At 63.6% G+C, this 21,646-nt stretch carries 24 protein-coding genes; 16 read left to right on the top strand and 8 right to left on the bottom strand.

Annotated elements, in window-relative coordinates:
* Positions 1-294 precede the first annotated feature (294 nt).
* Positions 295-1,026 (top strand): outer membrane protein, encoded by a 732-nt coding sequence (locus QUH67_RS19040; RefSeq protein WP_300948096.1) that lies wholly within the window; start codon positions 295-297, stop codon positions 1,024-1,026.
* An 80-nt stretch (positions 1,027-1,106) separates the two neighbouring features.
* Here the strand turns inward: QUH67_RS19040 and QUH67_RS19035 are convergent, their stop codons facing one another.
* On the bottom strand, positions 1,107-1,877 hold the full coding sequence (locus QUH67_RS19035; protein WP_300940337.1) for an SDR family NAD(P)-dependent oxidoreductase: 771 nt from the start codon (positions 1,875-1,877) through the stop codon (positions 1,107-1,109).
* Positions 1,878-2,023: 146 nt separating this feature from the next.
* A complete protein-coding gene (locus tag QUH67_RS19030; RefSeq protein ID WP_300940335.1) occupies positions 2,024-2,209 on the bottom strand; it encodes a hypothetical protein in 186 nt (61 codons plus the stop codon).
* 152 nt (positions 2,210-2,361) lie between these two features.
* On the opposite strand from QUH67_RS19030, the gene QUH67_RS19025 reads away from it, so the two are divergent.
* Genes QUH67_RS19025 through QUH67_RS19015 form a run of 3 tightly spaced genes read left to right on the top strand, consistent with a single transcriptional unit; the run spans position 2,362 to position 2,999 of the window.
* Positions 2,362-2,553 carry a hypothetical protein gene (locus tag QUH67_RS19025; protein WP_300940333.1) on the top strand — a complete coding sequence of 64 codons (192 nt, stop codon included), beginning with the start codon at positions 2,362-2,364 and terminating at the stop codon, positions 2,551-2,553.
* Between the two features lie 45 nt (positions 2,554-2,598).
* Positions 2,599-2,781 carry a hypothetical protein gene (locus QUH67_RS19020; RefSeq protein ID WP_300940331.1) on the top strand — a complete coding sequence of 61 codons (183 nt, stop codon included), beginning with the start codon at positions 2,599-2,601 and terminating at the stop codon, positions 2,779-2,781.
* Positions 2,778-2,999, top strand: coding sequence for a hypothetical protein (locus QUH67_RS19015; protein ID WP_300940329.1), 222 nt, complete (start codon positions 2,778-2,780; stop codon positions 2,997-2,999). The genes QUH67_RS19020 and QUH67_RS19015 overlap by 4 nt, the downstream gene beginning before the upstream one ends.
* 97 nt (positions 3,000-3,096) lie before the next feature.
* Here the strand turns inward: QUH67_RS19015 and QUH67_RS19010 are convergent, their stop codons facing one another.
* On the bottom strand, positions 3,097-3,888 hold the full coding sequence (locus QUH67_RS19010; RefSeq protein ID WP_300940328.1) for an outer membrane protein: 792 nt from the start codon (positions 3,886-3,888) through the stop codon (positions 3,097-3,099).
* Between the two features lie 398 nt (positions 3,889-4,286).
* Positions 4,287-6,338, bottom strand: a complete 2,052-nt coding sequence (parE, locus tag QUH67_RS19005; protein ID WP_300940326.1) for a DNA topoisomerase IV subunit B — start codon at positions 6,336-6,338, stop codon at positions 4,287-4,289.
* A gap of 219 nt (positions 6,339-6,557) precedes the next feature.
* On the opposite strand from parE, the gene QUH67_RS19000 reads away from it, so the two are divergent.
* The 3 genes from QUH67_RS19000 to QUH67_RS18990 all read left to right on the top strand — a co-directional run bounded on the left by QUH67_RS19000 (position 6,558) and on the right by QUH67_RS18990 (position 8,890).
* Positions 6,558-6,995 carry a PEGA domain-containing protein gene (locus QUH67_RS19000; protein WP_407080465.1) on the top strand — a complete coding sequence of 146 codons (438 nt, stop codon included), beginning with the start codon at positions 6,558-6,560 and terminating at the stop codon, positions 6,993-6,995.
* A gap of 205 nt (positions 6,996-7,200) precedes the next feature.
* On the top strand, positions 7,201-7,731 hold the full coding sequence (locus tag QUH67_RS18995; RefSeq protein ID WP_300940323.1) for a DedA family protein: 531 nt from the start codon (positions 7,201-7,203) through the stop codon (positions 7,729-7,731).
* Between the two features lie 169 nt (positions 7,732-7,900).
* Positions 7,901-8,890 carry an MBL fold metallo-hydrolase gene (locus tag QUH67_RS18990; RefSeq protein WP_300940322.1) on the top strand — a complete coding sequence of 330 codons (990 nt, stop codon included), beginning with the start codon at positions 7,901-7,903 and terminating at the stop codon, positions 8,888-8,890.
* Positions 8,891-8,969: 79 nt separating this feature from the next.
* Here the strand turns inward: QUH67_RS18990 and QUH67_RS18985 are convergent, their stop codons facing one another.
* Entirely contained in the window at positions 8,970-9,890 is a 921-nt protein-coding gene (locus QUH67_RS18985; protein ID WP_300940320.1) for an alpha/beta fold hydrolase, read from the bottom strand.
* Positions 9,891-9,897: 7 nt separating this feature from the next.
* On the bottom strand, positions 9,898-10,467 hold the full coding sequence (locus QUH67_RS18980; RefSeq protein WP_300940318.1) for a DUF2087 domain-containing protein: 570 nt from the start codon (positions 10,465-10,467) through the stop codon (positions 9,898-9,900).
* 139 nt (positions 10,468-10,606) lie between these two features.
* Between QUH67_RS18980 and QUH67_RS18975 the strand changes: the two genes are divergently transcribed.
* From QUH67_RS18975 to QUH67_RS18945, 7 genes are all read left to right on the top strand, one after another.
* Entirely contained in the window at positions 10,607-10,840 is a 234-nt protein-coding gene (locus QUH67_RS18975; RefSeq protein WP_300940317.1) for a hypothetical protein, read from the top strand.
* 33 nt (positions 10,841-10,873) lie between these two features.
* Positions 10,874-11,542, top strand: coding sequence for an FMN-binding negative transcriptional regulator (locus QUH67_RS18970; protein ID WP_300940315.1), 669 nt, complete (start codon positions 10,874-10,876; stop codon positions 11,540-11,542).
* Positions 11,539-12,519 (top strand): N-acetyl-gamma-glutamyl-phosphate reductase, encoded by a 981-nt coding sequence (gene argC, locus QUH67_RS18965; RefSeq protein WP_300940313.1) that lies wholly within the window; start codon positions 11,539-11,541, stop codon positions 12,517-12,519. Before QUH67_RS18970 ends, argC (QUH67_RS18965) begins: the two co-directional genes overlap by 4 nt.
* Before the next feature lie 10 nt (positions 12,520-12,529).
* Positions 12,530-13,576 carry an N-acetyl-gamma-glutamyl-phosphate reductase gene (gene argC / locus QUH67_RS18960; RefSeq protein ID WP_300940312.1) on the top strand — a complete coding sequence of 349 codons (1,047 nt, stop codon included), beginning with the start codon at positions 12,530-12,532 and terminating at the stop codon, positions 13,574-13,576.
* A gap of 13 nt (positions 13,577-13,589) precedes the next feature.
* Positions 13,590-14,183 carry a class I SAM-dependent methyltransferase gene (locus tag QUH67_RS18955; RefSeq protein ID WP_300940310.1) on the top strand — a complete coding sequence of 198 codons (594 nt, stop codon included), beginning with the start codon at positions 13,590-13,592 and terminating at the stop codon, positions 14,181-14,183.
* A 193-nt stretch (positions 14,184-14,376) separates the two neighbouring features.
* A complete protein-coding gene (locus QUH67_RS18950; RefSeq protein WP_300940309.1) occupies positions 14,377-15,582 on the top strand; it encodes an MFS transporter in 1,206 nt (401 codons plus the stop codon).
* Between the two features lie 243 nt (positions 15,583-15,825).
* Positions 15,826-17,235: an outer membrane protein gene (locus QUH67_RS18945; protein ID WP_300940308.1), complete on the top strand. Its 1,410-nt coding sequence runs from the start codon at positions 15,826-15,828 to the stop codon at positions 17,233-17,235.
* Positions 17,236-17,309: 74 nt separating this feature from the next.
* Here QUH67_RS18945 and QUH67_RS18940 read toward each other — a convergent pair whose 3' ends face one another.
* Both QUH67_RS18940 and QUH67_RS18935 read right to left on the bottom strand, forming a co-directional pair.
* Positions 17,310-17,708 carry an MAPEG family protein gene (locus QUH67_RS18940; protein ID WP_300940307.1) on the bottom strand — a complete coding sequence of 133 codons (399 nt, stop codon included), beginning with the start codon at positions 17,706-17,708 and terminating at the stop codon, positions 17,310-17,312.
* 70 nt (positions 17,709-17,778) lie between these two features.
* Entirely contained in the window at positions 17,779-19,587 is a 1,809-nt protein-coding gene (locus QUH67_RS18935) for a PHA/PHB synthase family protein (protein WP_300940305.1), read from the bottom strand.
* Between the two features lie 306 nt (positions 19,588-19,893).
* Here QUH67_RS18935 and QUH67_RS18930 point away from each other — a divergent pair, with 306 nt between their 5' ends.
* Both QUH67_RS18930 and QUH67_RS18925 read left to right on the top strand, forming a co-directional pair.
* A complete protein-coding gene (locus tag QUH67_RS18930; protein WP_300940304.1) occupies positions 19,894-20,187 on the top strand; it encodes a hypothetical protein in 294 nt (97 codons plus the stop codon).
* Positions 20,188-20,408: 221 nt separating this feature from the next.
* Positions 20,409-21,629: an LL-diaminopimelate aminotransferase gene (locus tag QUH67_RS18925; RefSeq protein ID WP_300940303.1), complete on the top strand. Its 1,221-nt coding sequence runs from the start codon at positions 20,409-20,411 to the stop codon at positions 21,627-21,629.
* Positions 21,630-21,646 lie beyond the last annotated feature (17 nt).

Here is a 21,646-nt window from a genome sequence, read left to right as displayed (position 1 = left end):
ACCAAATTCGAGTCGTATCCTAGCCGGAAGCCGGCCACTCGTCCGTCACCTAACTGCCACAGCTAAGTACAATCGACGCGTGCAGTCGGGTTCCATTTCTCTACATCCCAATCCCGTAAGACAACATTCACCAAGTGGAGCGGAATGGCCTTAATTTGGACGAATCGCGGCCCCTGTTGCGGCTGGATTACATCCTTTTCCCGCAATTCTCTGTAGTTCACGGTGGTGTTTCGGTTTTTCTCGCTTGGGGGATTTTCAGTGAAAGACATCGCAATCGCCGTTTCGGCCCTTCTCATGGGCTCCATGTCCGCGTCGGCCGCCGATCTGGCGGCGCGCCCCTACACCAAGGCACCGGCCCCGGTCGTTGCCATCTACAATTGGGGCGGTTTCTATATCGGCGGTCATGTCGGTGGCGCGTGGACCAACCAGGAGTGGGTCAATACTGCCAATACCACCGCGTTTGGTGATCTCTCGCCTGGCGAGGGCTTCCGTCAACGTTCCACGGGTGTCTTCGGCGGCGGTCACGTGGGTTACAACTGGCAGGCCAGCAACTTCGTCTTCGGTCTGGAAGGCACTATTTCCGGCCTCGATAACCGCGGCACCGTGCTCAACACCGTTTTCGGCGCCGGCCTCGATGACCGGTTCAGCTGGCGCGCCGACTGGATGGCGACCATCACCGGCCGCGCCGGTCTGGCCTTCAACAACAACCTGCTCTACGTCAAGGGCGGCTATGCCGGCGTTAACAACCGCCTGGCGGTCAACGACATCGTGCCGGCCGTGGGCTCCGGATCCTCGACGCAGTGGCACAACGGCTGGACCATCGGCGCCGGCTGGGAATACGGCATCACCGCGAACTGGATCGTCGGACTCGAGTACAATTACGCGCAATTCGAGACCAAGAGCTATCAGCTTGCTGGCGCAGCCGCTCCGGCCACCTACGCCTTCGATGCCAAGCCCAAGGACATCCAGTCGGCGGTGGTGCGCCTCAGCTACAAGTTCGGCGGCCCGGTCGTCCCGAGATACTGATACACCCTTGCTGCTGCACTGTTGCGAAACCCCGGCTTTCCGCCGGGGTTTTTCGTTGTGTGCGGCAGCAAGCGCCTGGTTCAGCCCATGATCGAGTAGCCGCCGTCCACCGGGATAGCCGTCCCCGTGACGAAGTCGGACGCCGGCGAGGCGAGGAAGACCGCGATCCCGGCAAAATCGTCGATCGCGCCCCAGCGCGCGGCCGGCGTCCGCGCCAGCACGCGATCGTGCAGGCCGTCGATCTCCTGGCGGGCGCGCTTGGTCAGATCGGTATCGATCCAGCCCGGCAGGATGGCGTTGGCCTGGATGTTGTCGGCGGCCCAGGCGCACGCGCAGGCGCGCGTGAACTGCACGATGCCGCCCTTACTGGCCGCATAGGCCGACGCGAAGCTGGCGCCGAAGATCGACATCATCGAGCCGATGTTGATGATCTTGCCGCCGCCGGCCGCCTTCATGTCGGGGTGGACCGCCTGCGAGCACAGGAACGCACTGGTCAGGTTGGTCTCGATCACCTTGTTCCATTCAGCGATATCGAGCACATGCGGCGGCTTGCGGATGCTGATCCCGGCATTGTTGACGAGGACATCCAGGCGGCCGAGTTCGCTCCTGACGCGGCCGACCATGGCGGCGACCGCTTCCTTGTCGGTGACGTCGGCGGTGACCGCGATCGCCGTGGCGCCGCCTTTCTTGAGATCGGCGACGGCCTCTGCCGACTTGGCTTCATTGCGGCCCACCACCGCGACCGCCGCGCCGGCCTGGGCGAGGCCCCTGGCCATGCCGAGCCCGATGCCGCCATTGCCGCCGGTGACGATGGCTACCTTGCCGGTGAGATCGAAGGGTTTTGTGGTCATGGGCTTCTTGCCTCCTTGAAGTGTCAGACCTCATCCTGAGGAGCCGCGTAGCGGCGTCTCGAAGGATGGGTGGCGCCAGGGTGGCCTCGTGGCTCGAGACGGCACTCACGCGCCTCCTCACCATGAGGGTTGGGCAGCTTACGATTCTAGCGGTTGCCCTGCCAGATCAGGATCAGGCCGACGGCGCCGAGCAGGGCGCCGTATCCGGCCCATTGCAGTTGATTGACCATGAAGCTCGATGGCGGCCAGCGGATGGCGCCGGTGCCTTGCCCGATCCAGAGCAGGCCGATGGCGAGCGCCAGAAAGCCGATGATCGAAAGCGATCTGGCCATGGATTTCCCTCCGTTTCCCGCCGCTTCAGCCGCGGGTTGTACGGCAGAAGCGGGAAACTATCGCCCGGCGCGGCCGTAGCTTCCGATCGAATACAAAGCCGGCCCGCTCCGCAAGGCCTCGAACCCGTCGCATCGCCATTTCAAGGGACACCATGAACCGTAGAACGGTCATCTTCGCGCTTGTGCTGGCCGTCGTCGCCAGCGGCGGGTATGCGGCATGGCCGCGGTACGGGGATTTGCGCGGCTTCGAGCCGGCTGAAATCGCCGAGCTGGAGACGGCGATGTGGCGCGACCATTACGAGAAGCGCTATCTCGCGCTGTTCGGTCACCTCTATCAGATGTAGCGGACGCAATTCGCTTTCTCGCCGCTGGACAGTTTTCGAATCGCGTTGGCCGCGGCACGGGCGGCGAGGGCGTTTCAGCCGACGCGTTCGCGCGAGGCGGCGAACGCCGCCCTGCCACCGCTCAAGACCTACTACCGCCTGCTGGGCTCCGCCGTTCCCGGCGGATTCGATGTCGCCGAGATGCGCGCCTCGAACTCGACTGGTGGCAGGCGCGGCGCGAGGCCGTGAGCCCGGACCAATACGGCGTGACGGTCGCCCGCGTCTCCGCGATCATCTACGACAAGCCGGTAACCGACCCGTCGCTGCTGACGGCAGGCATCGGCCGCGCCGAAGCGATGGCCTATCGTGACGAAATCGGAGAGGCGATGACGGATGCGGATTGGGCTGAGGTCGAGTGCCGGCTGCGGCGCGCGTACTCTTCGCTGAAGGCGTCGGTGGCGTCGTGAAAGCCTACGGTGAGACGTAGGCTTGGCTTCGGTCCTGACAGACGTAAAAAAAAGCCCCGGGCGAAGCCGGGGCTTTTAATCTAGGATCCAGCAGATATCAGTACCTGGCCTGGACCGGCGCGCCACCCCAGTTGAAGCGGTAGACCAGCGAGGTGCTGATCGTCTGAACCCATGGCTTGAAGGTGATGTCGCGGCCGACGAGCGCATTGGTTCCATCTACGAGTTCGTTGATCGCCTTGCGATCGTAGAAAGCCGTGCGGTATTCGGTCTTCATAAACCAGCCCGGCGCGTTGATACCAAAGAAGTTCAGGTTGTTTTCCACACCGCCGCCGACAAACCAACCGTTGCGGCTGAAGCCGTTGGTGTGAGTGCCAGCCGGCGCGCCGTTAATGGTCGAGACGAGCGAAGTGCCAGACCAGTCGGAACCGGTGTAGCCACCGTTCACGTAGGAAAGCACGTTCGGCGCGATGAGCATGCCAACCCGGGCACCCGCAGCCCAAGCCGTTTCCATCTTGATGGAGCCAGCCACGAACGGAACTTGATCCTGGATCGTTCCCTTGATGCTGCCAAACTGGCCGTCGCCGAACACGCCGATAAGCCAGGTCGGGCCGACCTGCCAGTCGTAACCGGCACCGACAGTGCCGAACCAGCCATCGCCACCCTGGCGCTGATTGGTGCAGAGGATGCAGGCGCCTGTCGCAGTCGACTGAACGGTCGTATCGGCTGACCACAGGCCGCCGCCACCACCACCAAAAATATAGAAGCCAGTCCAGTTATAGGCGGCCATGGGCGCCGGGGCCTTGGCATAGGGGCGTGCTCCGAGATCCGCCGCGACGGCCGATCCAGTGAATGCCGCCAGAGCGGTCAGAGCGATCACTAACTTCTTCATTTCCGTATCCTCAGTCTAGAAGGGTCAAATCCGACCGCTCTGACAATGCGCGAGCACCCGATTCCCAAAACCCAGTGTCAGGACTATACGCAGTCCCGCCCAAAAAGCTGTTGCGGGAGAGGCACAGCGACCGGAAAACGAATGTCGGGGATTTGCTCAGAAGACGGGCGGATTCGGGCCAAAAGGAGCCCAAAACCGCCGAAAATCGCCCGAAAGTCGGTTCTGGGGGCGGTAGGGGGCGCTCGGCAGGAGGTTGCGGTTGAGTTCCGCATTCCTGGAGCCGGGCGACCACATCTCGACTCCAAGCGCTTCTAAGCGTTGGCAGCCGTTCAATAGAATCGGCCGCCCCGTCGCGCGCCGTCGGCTGGGCACCAGATGGGACGGCAATTCCTCCGGACTCACACGTCCAGCAGGTCGTCGCTGGCGAATTCGGCCTTGTCGGAGATGAAGGCGAACCGCGCCTCGGCCTTGGTGCCCATCAGCCGCTCGACCGAATCGGCGGTGCCCTCGCGGTCGTCGGCCAGCAGCACCACACGGAGCAGGGTGCGCTTGGCCGGGTCCATGGTGGTCTCCTTGAGCTGCGCCGGCATCATTTCGCCCAAGCCTTTGAAGCGGCCGACCTCGACCTTGGCGTTGGCGTTGAATTCGCTCTTCAGCAGCGCTTCCTTGTGGGCTTCGTCGCGGGCGTAGACCGTCTTGGCGCCATGGGTGAGGCGATAGAGCGGCGGTACCGCCAGATAGAGATGTCCCTCGTCGATCAGCCGCGGCGTCTGGCGGTAGAAGAACGTGATCAGCAATGATGCGATATGCGCGCCGTCGACGTCGGCGTCGGTCATGATGATGATGCGGGAATAACGCAGATCTTCCTCGCGGTAATGTGCCAGCGTGCCGCAGCCGATCGCCTGCATCAGGTCTGAGAGCTGGGCGTTGGCGGTCAGCTTGTCCTTGCCGGCGGAAGCGACGTTGAGGATTTTTCCGCGCAGGGGCAGGATCGCCTGGGTCTTGCGGTCGCGCGCCTGCTTGGCGCTGCCGCCGGCCGAGTCGCCCTCGACGATGAAGAGTTCGGAGCCTTCGGTCGCCGTGTTGGTGCAGTCAGCGAGCTTGCCGGGAAGCCGCAGCTTCTTCACCGCGGTCTTGCGTGAGGTCTCCTTTTCGGCGCGGCGGCGCAGCCGCTCGTCGGCGCGCTCGACGACGAAATCCAGCAGCTTGTTGGCCTGCAGCGGATTGCCCGACAGCCAGTGGTCGAACGGGTCCTTGATCGCCTGTTCGACGATCTTCTGGGCTTCTGCCGTCGCCAGGCGGTCCTTGGTCTGGCCCTGGAATTCCGGCTCGCGCACGAAGACCGACAGCATCACGGCAGCACCCACCATGACGTCTTCCGAGGTGATCGGGGCGGCGCGCTTGCCCTGGCCGATGCGCTCGGCGTGGTCTTTCAGGCCGCGCAGCATCGCGCTGCGCATGCCGGATTCATGGGTGCCGCCGTCGGGCGTCGGCACCGTGTTGCAGTAGGAAGAGAGGAAGCCGTCGGCGTCCGCGGTCCAGGCGACCGCCCATTCGCAGGCGCCGTGGGCGCCGTTGCGGCCGGATTTGCCGGAGAAGATATCCGGATGCACCAGCGTGTCGGCGTGGACGGCGGCGGCGAGATAGTCCTTCAGGCCGCCGACGAAGTGGAATTCGTCCTCGGCGGGCACCTCTTCGATGCCCTTCAGCAGCGCGGGATCGCAGCGCCAGCGAATCTTCACGCCGCCAAACAGATAGGCCTTCGAACGCGCCATCTTGAACAGCCGTTGCGGCTTGAACGCGGCTTTGGCGCCGAAGATATCGGTATCGGGCTTGAAGCGAATCCTTGTGCCGCGGCGGTTGTTGATCTTGCCGAGATCCTGGAGCTTGCCTTTGGGATGGCCGCGCTCGAACGACATCTTGTAGAGTTTTTGTTCGCGCGCGACCTCGACCTCGAGCAGCGAGGAGAGGGCGTTCACCACCGAGACGCCGACGCCGTGCAGACCGCCGGAGGTCTCGTAGACCTTGGAGTCGAACTTGCCGCCGGAATGCAGCGTGCACATGATGACTTCGAGCGCGGATTTCTTTGGAAATTTCGGATGCGGATCGACCGGGATGCCGCGGCCGTTGTCGGTGATGGTGAGGAAGCCGTCGGCGCCGAGTTCCACCTCGATGAAGGAGGCGTGTCCCGCCAGCGCCTCGTCCATCGAATTGTCGATGACTTCGGCGAACAGGTGATGCAGCGCCTTTTCGTCGGTGCCGCCGATATACATGCCGGGACGACGGCGCACCGGCTCCAGTCCCTCCAGCACCTCGATGTCGGCGGCGGTATAGCCGGCCTCGGCGCTGGCTGATCGGGATGCGGCCTTGGCCGCCGTGCGGCCCTTCGATTCCGCCCCAAAGAGATCGTTGGGTTTGGTTTTTGCAGCAGTTTTCAATGGCTTGGACATGGCTCTTCGTGTGTTGCGCGCAGTATGGCGCGCCGAATCGGTCACGCTGACTATGCCATGGATGGGCTCAAAAAGTGACGGCAGGACTGCAAAGCCTCGGAGCCGGAGCGTCACCTCCAAGCCACGCGGCTAACATTATCGCAATGCCCGCGCGGGTCTCCCCTTGCATTCACTTTAGAGTTGCCCAAAGGTTCCGGTGGGTGGGGAGTGTAAATGATCATCAGATTTGTGCTGGCCGTAGCAATCGCGGCGCCGTGTGTGGGATGTGCGTCCGTAACGCGGGGAACAACCGAGAATATTTCGATCTCGAGTACGCCTGCCGGGGCGACGGCCGAGCTGTCGGGGCTGGATAATCCGACGACCTGCGTCACCCCCTGTGTGGTCGTGGCCAAGCGCAGCGCCGATATCACAGTGACCGTCACCAAGGAAGGCTATGAGCCGCAGGTGATTCCTTTGACCAAGGAAATCCCGGGGGCTGGTGCGGCCGGTTTCGCGGGCAATCTCCTGGTCGGTGGCCTGGTCGGAATGGGTGTCGATGCCGCCACCGGCGCGGCCCAGGATCACAAGCCGAATCCGGTTATCGTGACCCTGCAGCCGGTCGCGCCGCCGGCCCGCCGGCCGAAGCCGCCAAGACGGGCGCCGACGCCGCAGAGCTGACCGAGGGTGCCGGGGGCTGCGCCGGGCATTTACGGCGCGCTCAACCCGTACTTTACCGTTCCGGCCTTGAATAATCGCCTGAAATCACGATCCATGCCAACCTTTGTGACTTGAAGTCACGCAATCGGCTGGCTTAGCTGTCGTGACCTATTGAATCGGTGAACCGATTCAACGGCGCAAACGGGGCGGGGAAGGCACTCAGGAGATGCAGGATTTTGCGCGCGCATTGGCTGATTTCGTGCGCGACAATCAGGTTTGGGCAGCCCCCATCGTGATGTTGCTGGCGTTCGGCGAATCGCTGGCGTTCGTCTCGCTGCTGGTGCCGGCCTGGGGTGCACTGGTCGCGATCGGCGCGTTGATCGGCGTCAGCGGCATCAGTTTCTGGCCAATCTGGCTGGCCGGCGGAATCGGCGCGGCGCTCGGCGACTGGGTCTCCTACTGGATCGGCTTCAAATACAAGGAGCATGTCGCCGAGATGTGGCCACTCTCGCGCTATCCCGGAATCCTGCCGCGCGGCGAGGCGTTCGTGCGAAAGTGGGGGGTGCCCTCGATCTTCATCGGCCGCTTCTTCGGCCCGTTGCGCGCCTCGGTGCCGCTCGCCGCCGGCATTTTCGAGATGTCGTATTGGCCATTCCAGATCGCCAATTTCGTCTCCGCGCTGGTCTGGTCGGCGGTGCTGCTGCTGGTCGGCGACGTGATGGGCAAGCTCGCCGAATGGCTGTGGCGGGCGGTGTAGGGCGAGCGGGAATAAGCAGATGACAGGGGTGTTAGCCCCGAGGATAGCATCTTCTTAAACCCGTTGCCTCGTTCTTAACCCCGTAGCCTTGCCGTCGTCTCAGCATCGCAAAAGCGCTGATAAGATGTGCGGCAAACGGGCCTTGTTATCTCACTGGGAGGATATCACCATGGAACTGACACGTCGTCACGCACTCGCCGGCGCCGCTGCGCTCGCCACTACGCCGCTGCTGAAGCAAGCACCCGCCAGTGCGGCCGCGCCGGTGGCCGACAAGCAGGCGCCGAGCTTCTATCGCTACAAGGTGGGCGATGCCCAGGTCACGGCCATCTCGGATGGCGTCAACAATTTCGCGCTGCCCGATACGTTCGTGCTGAATGCGAAAAAGGAAGAGGTCAACGCGGCGCTGGAGAAGGCCTTCCTGCCAAAGGACAAGATGTCGATCCAGTTTGCGCCGTTGGTGATCAATACGGGCGGCAAGCTCGTGGTGGTCGACACCGGCAATGGCGCGGCGGCCTTCGCTTCGAGCAAGGGCAATGTCGGGCAGTTCGCCGCCAACATGGTCGCTGCGGGCTTCGACCCCAAGACGGTCGACATGGTGGTGATCTCGCATTTTCACGGCGACCACATCAATGGCCTGCTGAACGCAGACAACACGCCGGCTTTTCCCAACGCAGAGGTGCTCGTGCCGGCAGCGGAGTGGAAGTACTTCATGGATGACGGCGAGATGAGCCGTGCGCCGGAAGGGCGGATGCAGACGGTGTTCAAGAACGCCCGCCGTGTCTTTGAGGCGGGACTGAACAAGAAGGCGACGCCCTACGAGTGGGGCAAGGAAGTCGCACCGGGGCTGATGGCGATGGAAACCACCGGCCATACGCCGGGCCACACCTCCTATGTTCTGTCGTCGGGCGCCGACAAGGTGTTCATCCAGTCCGACGTTACCAACCACCCGGCGCTGTTCGTGACTAACCCGGGCTGGCATCTGATGTTCGACCAGGATCCCGCACTGGCGGAAAAGACCCGTCGCCGGGTCTACGACATGCTGGTTGCCGACAAGATGCGGGTACAGGGCTTCCACTACCCGTTCCCGGCCAACGGTTTTGTCGAGAAGGATGGCAATGGCTACCGGCTGATCCCGGCGCCGTGGAATCCGGTGATCTGAGCCATTCCGTTCAGGGCCAGGCCGACGCCAGTCGACCTGGCCCCAAGCGGACCATGGGCCATCGTGCATCGGGCCGCCGCTACGCGCCGTACGGCGTGGGCACTTGCGCGATGAACGCGCGTACCTTGGCCCGGATCGAGTCGAGATGGGTGAACAGACTCACATGCTCGCCGCCGTCGATCGCCAGCAACTCGGCGTTGGGTGCGGAAGCGGCAACGCGTTGACCGTGGGCGAACGGCACCACGCGATCGGCGTTGCCGTGAACGACCAGCATCGGAACCTCGATCCGCGCGGCTGAAATCGGCGAAATCGAACTGAACTGGTCGATGTCGTTCAGCGTTCCCGGAAGCCGCTCGGAGAGCCGGCGCAACGTGCCGGATTGCAATTCGCGCAGCAGCGGGCCGGCGATTGGATCTGCGAGGGTGCGGGCCGCGAGTGCAGGGTCGCGGATCGACCGGCGGGCGGCCTTGAGCGGATTTCGTTCGGCTCGCCACCGCATGATCCCGATCAGCCATGGCAGCCGCGCGATCAGCTTCATCATGGGTATCCGCGACGCCACCTCCGGCGGCACGTCGAGCTGCCCGGTGCAGCACGATACCAGGATCAGCCCGGCGCAGCGCGACGGATGTCGCAGCACAAATTGCAGCGCTGACGGCCCGCCGGCCGATACCGCGACGGCAAGGCTTGCCGATACGCCCAGCCGATCGAGCAGCCCTGCGTAGAGATCGGCCTGCCGCTCGGGCGTCGCGCGGCTGCCGAGGGGCGTACCGAGGTAGCCGGGGCGCGATACCGCGATCACGCGCGCAGCGGGCTCGTCGCCAAGCGCGGCACGCACCAGCAGCAGGCTCTGGTCGTATCCGCCCATGCCGCCATGCAGGGCGAGCAGGGCGGGGCCGTCGCCAAATTGCAGCGTTTCCACCGGGCCGCCCGAAGTTTGCAAGATCGAGGGGGCAGGCGCGCCGGAAGGCACGGCTGTGCCGTTCGTCGGTCTGAAGGGCATGTTGCGCTCAGAAGCCGAGGTCGGCGACCAGTTGATCCGGCCCGCGCAGACCGAGATGCCGGATCAGCGTAATGGCTTCCGGCGGTGGACGGCGTTCGATCCGCCTATACTCCCGACCGTCCGCGGTGCGTGACAGCAGTCCATGGTCGCAAAGTGCCCGGCGCAGCAGGGCGTGATCGCCGAACAGATGGTTGGCGTTGAGGATCTGGTTGATCTGTGGCTCGCTCTGCGTTTGCCCGGACGGAAGCCGCGCCCAAAGGCTCCACAGGCACAGCGATCGGTGGTTTGCCTTCGCCGGCCAGCGAATGAGGCATCCAAGCTCGTCGAAATGCCGGGCAACGCGCTCGACCCGCAGATAATCGACCGGATCGGGCGGAGCGGGTGGGCCGTCAAGCCGGTCCCTGGTCGCGAACTGCGCGCGAAAATGCTGGAAGTTCTGGCAGCCGGCGGAGCGCGCCAGGACATTGAGAATCCGCACGTGGCCGAGTTTGCGGTCGACGGCTTCGAGCTCGCGGTCGAGCGAACGCGCCAGCGCCGAGACGTCCTGTGCGGTGAATGGAAAGATGGTTCGGGGCATGACCTCATCCTCGACAGTGCCGATCAATCGAATGTCGATGGTCGCTGACTTACGACGCGGCACAAGTGTCGGTTGCCGGGATGCTGGCAGGTTTAGCTTTCCCTTGCGGGACAGCGACGCCTCGGTGAACTGCCGACCAATGGGCACGAAATACATCCGGGAAGGAAACTTTGCAAGCGAGGGCTGCATTTCGAACCTTGACGGCATGCGGGCGCGGCCTTATAGCCGCGCCCATGAATATCGCCGCGACCATGACCATCGCTCGCCGCCGCCGCATCATCGCGGTTCGGGCGGACGTCTGCGTTTAAGGTTGTCGCCCCTGCCGCCGGATCTGGTCCCGCGGCTTCTTCCTTTCCAAGAAATCGCGGTCTGAATCGGCGGCTCCTACGTCAAGCAGGAGCTGGAAATGTATACGCCTCCACCGTTCAAGTCCGACCGCGCCACGAGCCTCGCGTTCGCGGAAGCGCGCGGCTTTGGGCTGGCCTGCGCGTGGGACGGCAACAAGCCGGTCGCTTCGCCGCTGCCGTTCTATCTGACCTCATCCAATGACGGCACGTTGCGCGCCGCCTTTCATGTCGCGCGTCACAATCCGCTGATAAAGCTCGCGAACGGGACCACGTCCTGGCTGCTGGCCGTCAACGGCGCGGACGCTTATATTTCGCCGGACTGGTACGTCTCGCCCGATCAGGTGCCGACCTGGCTGTACCAGGTCGTTCACCTGACCGGCCCGGTGCGGGCGATGTCCGGGGACGAACTCGCCGAGCAGATCGAGACGCTCAGCGCCAAGTTCGAGGAGCGGCTGCTGCCGAAGAAGCCGTGGCTGTCGTCGAAGATGACGGCCGGGCGGTTGGAAGCGTTGAAGAAAGCGATCGTGGGTCTCGAGATGACGGTTGAAGAGGTGGAGGGCAGCCTCAAGCTGAGCCAGCACAGATCCGAGACCGACTTTGCCGCGATCGCGGGATCGCTTGCCGCGCAAGCTGACGCCGGCGCGCAGCATATTGCGCATTTGATGAGAGAGGCACGGCCGCAAGCCTTTGCCAGCGACACGAACCAGCTCGAAAGGAGCACGCCATGACCCTCACCGACAGCTATCAGCCCAAAACCGCCGGTGCTTCGACCAAGCCGGCCGTGTTCGTTGACGGCGGCTCCGGCACGACAGGTCTTGGCATTGCCGAGCGCCTGCGGCTGCAGAACGACGTCGTGGTGAAGAACATCGCCGAGGACAAGCGCAAGGACCCTGCCGCTAAGCGGGCGCTGCTCGGCGAAGTCGACCTCGTCATCCTCTGCCTGCCGGACGATGCGGCCAAGGAAACCGTTGCGCTGATCGACAGCATGGGTGCGAGCGCGCCGAAAGTGCTGGACGCATCGACCGCGTTCCGCGTCGCGCCCGATTGGGCCTACGGCTTTCCGGAACTTGCGCCGGACCAGGCCGACAAGATCCGGACCGCCCGAAAAGTCTCCAATCCCGGCTGCTATCCGACCGGCGGCATTGCGCTGCTGCGGCCGCTGGTCGATGCCGGCCTGCTGCCTGCGGACTATCCCGTCACCATCAACGCGGTGAGCGGTTATTCCGGTGGCGGCAAGTCGATGATCGCGAGTTTCGAGGATGGCAGCGCGCCGTCGTTCGAATTGTACGGCCTCGGCTTCGAGCACAAGCATCTGCCGGAGACGCAGCTTTACTCGAACCTCACGCGGCGGCCGATCTTCGTGCCGTCGGTCGGCAATTACCGGCAGGGCATGCTGGTCTCGGTGCCGCTGCATCTCGACACGCTGACGGGCAAGCCCACCGGCGCCGATCTGCATGCGGCGCTCGCCAAGCGCTATGCGGGAAGCAAATACGTCAGGGTGATGCCGCTCGAAAACGCGGCGACCAAGGGCGGGCGGATCGAGCCCGAGGCGCTCAACGAGACCAACATGCTCGAGCTCTACGTCTTCGCCAGCGAAAAGCATCGCCAGGCGGTGCTGGTCGCGCGGCTCGACAATCTCGGCAAGGGCGCGTCGGGCGCCGCGGTGCAGAACATGCGGCTGATGCTGGGGCTCGCCGACAGTTAAGGAACGCGTAATGAACCTGAAAAAGATCGGCATTCTCGGCGCCTCCGGTTACACCGGGGCAGATGCGGTGCGCCTGCTGGCGCGGCATCCGAATGCTGAGATCACCGCGCTCACCGCCAACACCCATGCCGGCAAGGCGATGAGCGATGTGTTTCCGCATTTCTTCATGCTCGACCTGCCGAAACTCGTCGAATGGGAAAAGGTCGACTGGAGCAGGCTCGATGCCGTGTTCTGCGGGCTGCCGCACGGCACCACGCAGGAGATTATCGCGGCGGTCCTCAAGGCGAATCCCGGGATCAAGATACTCGACATGTCGGCCGATTTCCGGCTGCGCGACAAGGATGTTTACGCGCAATGGTACGGCCATGAGCACCGGGCGCTGGAGTTGCAGGGCGAGGCGGTCTACGGCCTGACCGAATTTTACCGGGAGAAGATCGCGGCTGCGCGGCTCGTCGCCTGTCCCGGCTGCTATCCGACCGCGGCGCTGCTGGCGCTGGTGCCGCTGGCCAAAGCCGGGCTGATCGACGTCGACGATATCGTCATCGACGCAAAGTCGGGCGTCACCGGCGCCGGCCGCGGGCTGAAGCAGAACACGCTGTTCAGCGAAGCCGGCGAGGGGCTGTCGCCCTATTCGGTCGGCACCCACCGCCACGCGCCCGAGATCGAGCAGGAGATCGGCGTTGCCGCCGGCTCATCGGTGACGATCAACTTCACGCCGCATCTGATCCCGATGGCGCGCGGTGAACTCTGCACGTCCTACGTCAAGCTCAACGGCGCGACGCCGGATGATCTGCGCGCCGCGCTGGAAAAGGCGTATGCCAACGAGCCCTTCGTGCATGTCGCCAAGAAGGGCGTGCTGCCGCAGACCCAGAACGTGCGCGGCTCCAACTATGTGCAGATCGGCGTCGTCGCCGACCGCATCAAGAACCGGGCGATCGTGATTTCCACGCTCGACAATCTGGTAAAGGGGTCGGCCGGGCAGGCGATCCAGAACATGAACCTGATGTTCGGGCTGCCCGAAACGGCGGGGCTGGAGCAGATCGCGCTGTTTCCCTGAGACGGAGATTTTCGTGGACGAAGCGACGTTGCAATTCTATCGCGGTAACGCCACGGCCTATGCCGGGCGCGAGATCACTTCGCGCAAGGCGCGGCTGGCGGCGTTTCTGGCGCTGCTGCCGCCGGGCGGACATATCCTCGAACTGGGATGCGGCGCCGGCGGCGACACGGCGGAGATCCTGGCGCAGGGGTTTGATGTGCGCGCCACCGACGGATCGCCGGAAATGGCCGCGGTTGCGTCGAAGCGGCTTGGCCGTCATGTCGAGACGCTGCTGTTTCACGAACTCGCCGAGGTCGAGGCCTACGACGGCGTCTGGGCCAACGCCTGCCTGCTGCACGTGCCGCGCGATCAGCTTCCGCATGTCCTATCGCTGATCTGGCGTGCGCTGAAGCCGGGCGGCGCCTTCTTCGCCAGTTACAAGGAAGGCGAGGCGGACGGGCGCGACGCGCTCGATCGCTACTACAATTATCCTTCGCCGGATTGGCTGCGCGGGACCTACGCAGAGGCCGGCCACTGGGATTCGCTGTCGATGGAGCGCGGCGAGGTCAAGGGTTTTGACGACCAGATAGCGGCGATGCTGTTCGTCGTCGCGCGCAAACCGATCTGAAGCCCGGCGTTCAACGCCATGCTTTGGCGTTCAAACTGCGGGCGCCGCCGGGCGGCGCGACACGCTTGTCAGGTATGACAATTATCCGCCGCCGGACCGGCTGCGAACCCATTATACAAATTCTGGGAAACGGGAGTTCGCCGGGAATCAAGACCGGCGACGCCCGGCCGGGGAGGGCGGCTGGCGGAGAGCAATGAGGGCGTTGGAGTCCGGCAGGAAGATCATCGGCATCCTTGTTGTCGTTGCGATCGGGCAGGTGATCGGATGGGGTACCGTCGGCCTTCTGGCCGTCGTCGGCCGGGAAGTCGCCGCCGACCTCGACATGGACATCACGGCCGTGTTCGCCGGCAATTCGATCTTCTATGTGGCGACAGGCTTGTCGGCGCCGGTTCTCGCCCGGGCATTCATCCGCTTCGGGGCGAGGCGAGTGATGATATCAGGCAGCATCATTGCCGCGCCGGGCTTCGTCCTGCTGTCAAATTCGACCGGTCCCGCGACGTTCTTCGCGGCATGGATCATCCTCGGGATCGCCGGCAGCGCGAAATTGGCCACCGCCACCTACATCCTGCTCAATGAGATCGTGGGACGTGCCGCCAGGCGTGCGATCGGCGCGCTGATGCTGGTGACGGGGCTGGCCAGCAGCGTGTTCTGGCCGACCACCTCGTTTCTCTCCGGCGTGATGGGCTGGCGCAACACCTGTCTGGTCTATGCCGGGCTGATGGTGCTGGTCTGCCTGCCGCTCTACGTGTTCGGACTGCCGCGTTACGTACAACGCAAGGAAGAAACCGGTTCGCCGCAACTGCCCGGCGAACCCAAAATCGTCCGGAAAAGCACGTTCTATCTGATCGCCTCGGCGACCGTGTTGTGCGCTTTCGTCACCTTCGGATTCGGCGCCACCATGATCGAACTGCTGAGAGCCGAGGGTCTCACGCCGGCGCAGGCCGTCACCTTCGGCTCGATGTTGGGCGTGATTCAGGTCAGCGCCCGGGGTCTCGATTTCCTCGGCGGCGGCCGATGGGACGGAATAACGACCGCCCTGATCGCCACCGCAACGCTGGTCGTGGCGATCCTTCTTCTGATGATCGGCGACGGCTCGCACTGGATGATCGCGGCCTTCATCCTGCTGTATGGGCTCGGCAGCGGCGCGCTTGCGGTGGCGCGCGCAACCATCCCGCTGGTGTTCTACGACAACGTCGAATTCGCCAAAATGACGTCGCGAATCGCCATGCCGCTCAACCTCATCGCCGCGGCGTCGCCGCCCATCCTCGTCGGCCTGCTGTCGAATTTCGGCAGCAACGCCCTGCTTGGCTTCGGCGCGCTGTGCGCGAGCGCGGCGCTGCTGATGCTGTACTGGCTCAGCCGTCACCGTCCGACCATTCGGTCGGTTGTCGCGAACTGAGCCGAGGGGTCGGCTGTCGTGAAAACCGGCGAGGTTGATGGCGCAAACCGGCTTCGATGCTGCGAAAACGGCGGCTGACGGCCAGCTTCAAGCCATTGTGAGCCGCCCGGCGCAATCCGCGTGGCGATTGCCTGAAGATGTGGCTGTTGGGCCATAGAATTGGGATAAGAATCCAGTAAGGGTACCTTTAACCAACACCATGTTTGTTGGAAACTTGGGAATGCCGGACGGAGAATGCCGTAAATGAAGAAGTACCTGTTGGCCACCGCTCTCGTTGGCCTGGGCTCCGCTCCGACACTCGCCGCTGATATCGCCGCCCGACCCTACACCAAAGCCCCCGCACTCGCCGCCGTCTACGACTGGACCGGCTTCTACATCGGCGTCAACGCCGGCGTCGGCATCGGCCGCGACCGCTTCCAGCACGACTTCCTCGGCGCGGGATCCGGTCATTCGTTTTACGCCTCGCCGCAGGGCGGCTTCGGCGGCGGCCAGGCCGGCTATAATTGGCAGATGGGTTCGGTGCTCGGCCCGATCGTTTTCGGTCTTGAGGCGGACATTCAGGGCGCCGGCCTGAGCGATGATCGCTCCACCTTCAACGAGGCCGGTGTCTTAAGAAGCTATAGCCATAAGCTCGACTGGTTCGGGACCGCCCGCGGTCGCATCGGCATCGCCAAGGGACCTGTGCTGGGCTATTTCACCGCCGGCTACGCTTTCGCAAACGTCAAGACCGGGGCGAGCGCGTCGTTCGGCGGCGTGACCAACGCGTTCGCGAACGAGCGCATGGCGGGCGGATTGGTCATCGGCAGCGGCGTCGAAGCCGCGTTGGGCGGCAACTGGACCGGCAAAATCGAGTATCTCCGTCTTGATCTCGGCAACCGCAGCGACATCGCAGCCCTGGCCGCCGCGACCCCGATCAACACCGAACTGCGCGAGCATATTTTCCGTGTCGGCCTGAACTACCGGATCGGCGGCACCGCCTATGCGCCGGTCGCGGCCGCGAATTGGGCCGGGTTCTATCTCGGCGGCAATTTCGGCTCCGGCATCGGACGGGACCGCAGTACGCTGAACCAGCCGGCGATCGGGTCTTTCCAGACCTTCAACCTGGCGCCGGAGGGCAAGCTTGGCGGCGTTCAGGCGGGCTACAACTGGCAGGCGGCCAACTGGGTATACGGTCTGGAGGCCGATATTCAGGGCAGCACCCAGAAGGACAACAAGACCTGCGTGCTTTCCTGCACGCCCGGCGCGCCGACGGCGGCCTACGATGCCACGTTGCCCTGGCTTGCAACCGTGCGCGGGCGGCTCGGCTATTCGGTTGGCTCCACCCTGTTCTACGCGACCGGCGGTCTGGCTTACGGCAGCATCAAGACGAAGATCGCCACGACCTCCGTTGCCGGCCAAGTGACGCAATCGTTCTCGCACACCAATGCCGGCTGGACCGCGGGTGCCGGCATCGAAACGCCGTTCAAGTTCATGGGATTGCTGGGTCCGAACTGGACCACCAAGGCCGAATATCTCTACGTCGATCTCGGTTCGACCTCGGACAGTTTCAACTTCGGCGGTGTTCCGGCCACGGCAACCCGGTCCGTGACCGAACACGTCTTCCGCACCGGCATCAACTACCACTTCAATTCGCCGGTCGCTGCGAAGTACTGATTGTCATTCCCGAGACGGATCGACGAAAAACCCCGGGCCGAGGCCCGGGGTTTTCATTCGTGGGTATTGAAACCTCACACCAGCTTGAAGATCGCCAGCGCGAGCACGGCCTGTGCCAGGAAGCCGACCGTGAACGCCAGCGTGCGGAATACCGGCAGGCCGAGCGTGTAGACGATCAGATGCGCGACGCGGGACCAGAAGTAGACGGCGCACGCCATCACGGTCCATTTGTCGGAATAGTCGATGGCGTTGAGGATCAGCACCAGCGGCGCAAAGATGACCAGGTTCTCGACCGCGTTGTCATGCGCGAACATCAGCCGGTTGGCCCAGTCGGCCTGCGGCTTGTCGGCGCGCGAGGGGTTGGCCATGGCGCCGGAAAGGCCGCGCACCTGGCAGCGATTGACGATGTAGGGAATCCATAGCAGCCCGGTCAAAATCACGGTCAGCGTCAGCCAGAACAATTCACGCGTCATTGGTTCCCCCTCAAAGGACTTCGATTCCCGGCACGGGATGATTGTTTATAGCGAACCGCGTCTGATGGCGCTACGCGCGGACCCTGACGTAGCTGCCGGGCGCATCTTCGAGCGGCGGCAGTTCCTCGGAGCCGACGGCGCGCGCCGGCACGCGCTCGGCGTTGAGGCTTTCCAGCCATTGCCGCCAGTCGGGCCACCATGAGCCCTTGTGCTCGGTCGCGTTCTTCATCCAGTCGGCGAGGGTGACGTCTCTGATCTTGTCGTTGGTCCAGTACTGGTATTTGCCGCCGGCCGGGGGGTTGACCACGCCGGCGATGTGGCCGGAGCCCGACAACACGAATTTCACCGGCCCGCCGAAGAACTGCGAGCCGTAGAGCACCGATTCCGCGGGCGCGATGTGGTCTTCCTTGGTCGCCAGATTGTAGACGGGCACCTTGACCTTCGACAGATCGAGCAGCGTGTTGTCGAGCACCATGCTGCCGGAGGTGAGCCGGTTCTCCAGATAGCAGTTGCGCAGATAGAAAGAATGGTTGGCAGCCGGCATCCGCGTGGCGTCGGAGTTCCAATGCAGGAGATCGAAGGGAGGCGGCGGCTGTCCCTTCAGGTAATTGTTGACGACGTAGGACCAGATCAGATCGTTGGAGCGCAGCATGTTGAAGGCCATCGCCATCTTGCTGCCTTCCAGAACGCCGGTGGTTTCCATCTCCTTTTCCAGCGTCGAGATCTGGTCTTCATCGACGAACACGAGAAGATCGCCGGCATGGGTGAAGTCGACCTGCGCCGCAAAGAACGTCGCCGAGGTCACGCGCTGGCGCCGCTTTTCGGCGAGCCAGGCCAGCGTCGAGGCGAGCAGGGTGCCGCCGACGCAGTAGCCGGCGGTGTGCACCTTCATCTCGCCCGTCACCTTCTCGATGATATCCATCGCGGCAAGCGGGCCTTCCTTCATGTAGTCGTCGAAAGTCTTCTTGCCGAGCTCCTTGTCCGGATTGACCCAGGAGATCACGAACACGGTGATGCCCTGGTCGACGCACCATTTGATGTAGGATTTTTCCGGCTTGAGATCGAGAATGTAGAACTTGTTGATCCAGGGCGGCACGATCAGGAGCGGCGTGCGCAGCACGGTCTCCGTGGTCGGCGTGTACTGGATCAGCTGCATCAATTCGTTCTGGTAGATCACCTTGCCCGGCGTCGTCGCCATGTTGACGCCGACGACGAGGTTGGCCGGATCGGACTGGCGGATGCGCAGCGTGCCGCGACCGGCTTCGATGTCCTCGCTGAGCATCTTCATGCCGCGCACCAGATTGTCGCCGTTCGAGGCCAGCGTCTCGCGCAGCACTTCCGGATTGGTCAGCACGAAATTCGAGGGCGCGATCGCGTTGGTGATCTGCTGGACGTAGAACTCGGCCTTCTTGCGGGTGTGCGGATCGACGCCTTCGGCGTTCTTCACCAGTTCCTGCGCCCATTGCGTGGTGAGCAGATAGAGCTGCAGCACGAAATCGAAGAACTGGTTCGATTTCCACTCCGGATCCTTGAAGCGCTTGTCGCGCGGCGACGGCTCGATCGCAGGCTTGGCGTCGGCTTCGCCGGCCATGCGGCGTGCGGCCTGGCCCCAGAGATCGAGATAGGCCTTGCCCATCCGGGTCTGGATGTCTTCGGCGCGCCCCTTGTCCGTCATCCAGTATTCGGCAACCTTGGTGAAAGTCTTGATGACCTCGCCGATTTCGCTGGGCGGCTTGTCCTTGGGTTCGCCGCCCTCGCGCGGCTTGAGATAGGCCGCGAGCGCCTGGCCACTCGTCTCCATCGCCTTCGCAATGTTCATGGCGAAGGCTTCGGCGTTGAACGCCTTCGAACCCTGGGTTTCGGAGTTGACGTCACTCATGTCAGCGACACTACAGCTTCATTTCCCGTTCGTCACCGCGCGGATTGACCGCAAGCGAACTGGCGTTAACCCTGTTGCACTGCGATAAAGTTTGCGTGTGCACACACGATGCACATATTGCAGCCGCACCGGTCACATTTGCTCTTCGGGCTTTAATCGTTTCGAGCGACAATGGTTTGAACGGTTCTAGCGAAATCGACGCCGTGGGACGATTTGGCGTTGCAAGGCTCGTACCATCAAGGCTCGTGCCAGCGCACGGTGCGATGGCGAAACGGGCACCAGGGTAGTTTGGGGATTTCCGGACGGATGCCGGCAGATCGAACGATAAGGCTATGGGCGATGGCGGCGCTGATGGCGCCGGCATTGGCGCTTGGCGGCTGCTCGTCGCAGATCGCGGATATGCCGGCCATTGGCCTGCCGGCGGACGCGCCCGAGCGTCCCAAGGAGGCCGGAGGCTATCTACCGGTGCATGACCTGCCGCCGGAACGCCATGAGGAGGCGATCAAGCCGGCCGAACTGGCCAAGATCCAGTCGGACCTGACGGCCGCCCGCGACCGACAGGCGGCGGCTTCTTCTCCGGCAAAGCCGGCAAAAAAGTAGGCTAGCCGCCTGAAAACGCCATAAAAACTGGCGTGGCCCGGCTCCCGTGGTAAAAGAACCCAATTCAACCGCATTGCGGGTCCAGAGCCCGAGGGATCTCGCGCCTGAAATTGCTCTAAATCATTGATTGAGAGCGATTTCTGACCGAAGCCCGATCCGGTTTCGGTTCACGCGAAGGTTCCTTTCGATTCTGTCCCGCAGGGTTGTCGGAGCAAGGGTCCATGGAAGATTTTTATCGCATCCGCCGTCTGCCGCCTTACGTGTTCGAGAAGGTCAACCAAGCCAAGGCGGCCGCGCGCAATGCCGGGGCCGACATCATCGACATGGGCATGGGCAATCCGGACCTGCCGACGCCGCCCCATGTGCTGGAAAAGCTTAAGGAGACCCTCGGCAAGCCGCGGACCGACCGCTACTCGGCCTCGCGCGGCATCAATGGCCTGCGCAAGGCGCAAGCCGCCTATTACGGGCGGCGGTTCGGCGTCAAACTCAATCCGGACACCCAGATCGTGGCCACGCTGGGCTCGAAGGAAGGCTTTGCCAATGTGGCGCAGGCGATCACCGCGCCGGGCGACGTCGTGCTGTGCCCCAACCCCAGCTATCCGATTCACGCTTTCGGCTTCCTGATGGCAGGCGGCGTGATCCGCTCGGTACCCTCGGAACCGACGCCGCAGTTTTTCGAGGCGGTGGAGCGCGCGATCATCCATTCGATCCCGAAGCCGCTGGCGCTCGTGGTCTGCTATCCCTCGAATCCGACCGCCTATGTCGCCGAGCTCGATTTTTATAAGGATCTGGTGGCGTTTGCGAAGAAGCACGAGATCTTCATCCTGTCGGATCTGGCCTATGCCGAGGTCTATTTCGACGACAACAATCCGCCGCCCTCGGTGCTGCAGGTTCCGGGCGCGATGGATGTCACCGTCGAGTTCACCTCGATGTCGAAGACGTTTTCGATGGCGGGCTGGCGCATGGGCTTTGCCGTCGGCAATGAGCGGATCATCGCAGCGCTGGCGCGGGTGAAATCCTACCTCGACTACGGCGCGTTCACGCCCATTCAAGTCGCCGCCACCGCCGCGCTGAACGGGCCGGACGACTGCATCAGGGAAATGCGCGATACCTACCGCAAACGCCGCGACGCGCTGGTCGAATCGTTCGGCCGGGCGGGTTGGGAAATTCCGCCGCCGCAGGCCTCGATGTTCGCCTGGGCGCCGCTGCCGAAGGCTTTCCAGGGCGTTGGCAGCATGCAGTTCGCGACCCTGATGGTGGAGAAGTCAGGCGTGGTGGTTTCGCCCGGCGTCGCCTTCGGCGAGCACGGCGAGGGCTATGTCCGCATCGCGATGGTGGAAAACGAGCAGCGGATCCGGCAGGCGGCGCGCGGGGTGCGGCGTTTCCTTGAAAGCGGCATTGAAACGTTGCACAACGTGGTTCCTCTCGCCAACCGGCGCTAATTCCTTAGACAGGTTCT

The organism is Bradyrhizobium roseum (assembly GCF_030413175.1).
Classification (GTDB): Bacteria; Pseudomonadota; Alphaproteobacteria; order Rhizobiales; family Xanthobacteraceae; genus Bradyrhizobium; species Bradyrhizobium roseum.
Note: the sequence above shows the minus strand (reverse complement) of the source record. Positions and strands in the feature narration are given on the sequence as shown.

Bases quoted from the DNA above. Each gene is read 5' to 3' on its own strand.
- QUH67_RS19040 (WP_300948096.1), top strand. From the start codon at position 295: ATGGGCTCCATGTCCGCGTCGGCCGCCGATCTGGCGGCGCGCCCCTAC.
- QUH67_RS19035 (WP_300940337.1), bottom strand. From the start codon at position 1,877: ATGACCACAAAACCCTTCGATCTCACCGGCAAGGTAGCCATCGTCACC.
- QUH67_RS19030 (WP_300940335.1), bottom strand. From the start codon at position 2,209: ATGGCCAGATCGCTTTCGATCATCGGCTTTCTGGCGCTCGCCATCGGC.
- QUH67_RS19025 (WP_300940333.1), top strand. From the start codon at position 2,362: ATGAACCGTAGAACGGTCATCTTCGCGCTTGTGCTGGCCGTCGTCGCC.
- QUH67_RS19010 (WP_300940328.1), bottom strand. From the start codon at position 3,888: ATGAAGAAGTTAGTGATCGCTCTGACCGCTCTGGCGGCATTCACTGGA.
- parE (WP_300940326.1), bottom strand. From the start codon at position 6,338: ATGTCCAAGCCATTGAAAACTGCTGCAAAAACCAAACCCAACGATCTC.
- QUH67_RS18995 (WP_300940323.1), top strand. From the start codon at position 7,201: ATGCAGGATTTTGCGCGCGCATTGGCTGATTTCGTGCGCGACAATCAG.
- QUH67_RS18990 (WP_300940322.1), top strand. From the start codon at position 7,901: ATGGAACTGACACGTCGTCACGCACTCGCCGGCGCCGCTGCGCTCGCC.
- QUH67_RS18985 (WP_300940320.1), bottom strand. From the start codon at position 9,890: ATGCCCTTCAGACCGACGAACGGCACAGCCGTGCCTTCCGGCGCGCCT.
- QUH67_RS18980 (WP_300940318.1), bottom strand. From the start codon at position 10,467: ATGCCCCGAACCATCTTTCCATTCACCGCACAGGACGTCTCGGCGCTG.
- QUH67_RS18975 (WP_300940317.1), top strand. From the start codon at position 10,607: ATGGGCACGAAATACATCCGGGAAGGAAACTTTGCAAGCGAGGGCTGC.
- QUH67_RS18970 (WP_300940315.1), top strand. From the start codon at position 10,874: ATGTATACGCCTCCACCGTTCAAGTCCGACCGCGCCACGAGCCTCGCG.
- argC (WP_300940313.1), top strand. From the start codon at position 11,539: ATGACCCTCACCGACAGCTATCAGCCCAAAACCGCCGGTGCTTCGACC.
- argC (WP_300940312.1), top strand. From the start codon at position 12,530: ATGAACCTGAAAAAGATCGGCATTCTCGGCGCCTCCGGTTACACCGGG.
- QUH67_RS18950 (WP_300940309.1), top strand. From the start codon at position 14,377: ATGAGGGCGTTGGAGTCCGGCAGGAAGATCATCGGCATCCTTGTTGTC.
- QUH67_RS18945 (WP_300940308.1), top strand. From the start codon at position 15,826: ATGAAGAAGTACCTGTTGGCCACCGCTCTCGTTGGCCTGGGCTCCGCT.
- QUH67_RS18940 (WP_300940307.1), bottom strand. From the start codon at position 17,708: ATGACGCGTGAATTGTTCTGGCTGACGCTGACCGTGATTTTGACCGGG.
- QUH67_RS18935 (WP_300940305.1), bottom strand. From the start codon at position 19,587: ATGAGTGACGTCAACTCCGAAACCCAGGGTTCGAAGGCGTTCAACGCC.
- QUH67_RS18930 (WP_300940304.1), top strand. From the start codon at position 19,894: ATGCCGGCAGATCGAACGATAAGGCTATGGGCGATGGCGGCGCTGATG.
- QUH67_RS18925 (WP_300940303.1), top strand. From the start codon at position 20,409: ATGGAAGATTTTTATCGCATCCGCCGTCTGCCGCCTTACGTGTTCGAG.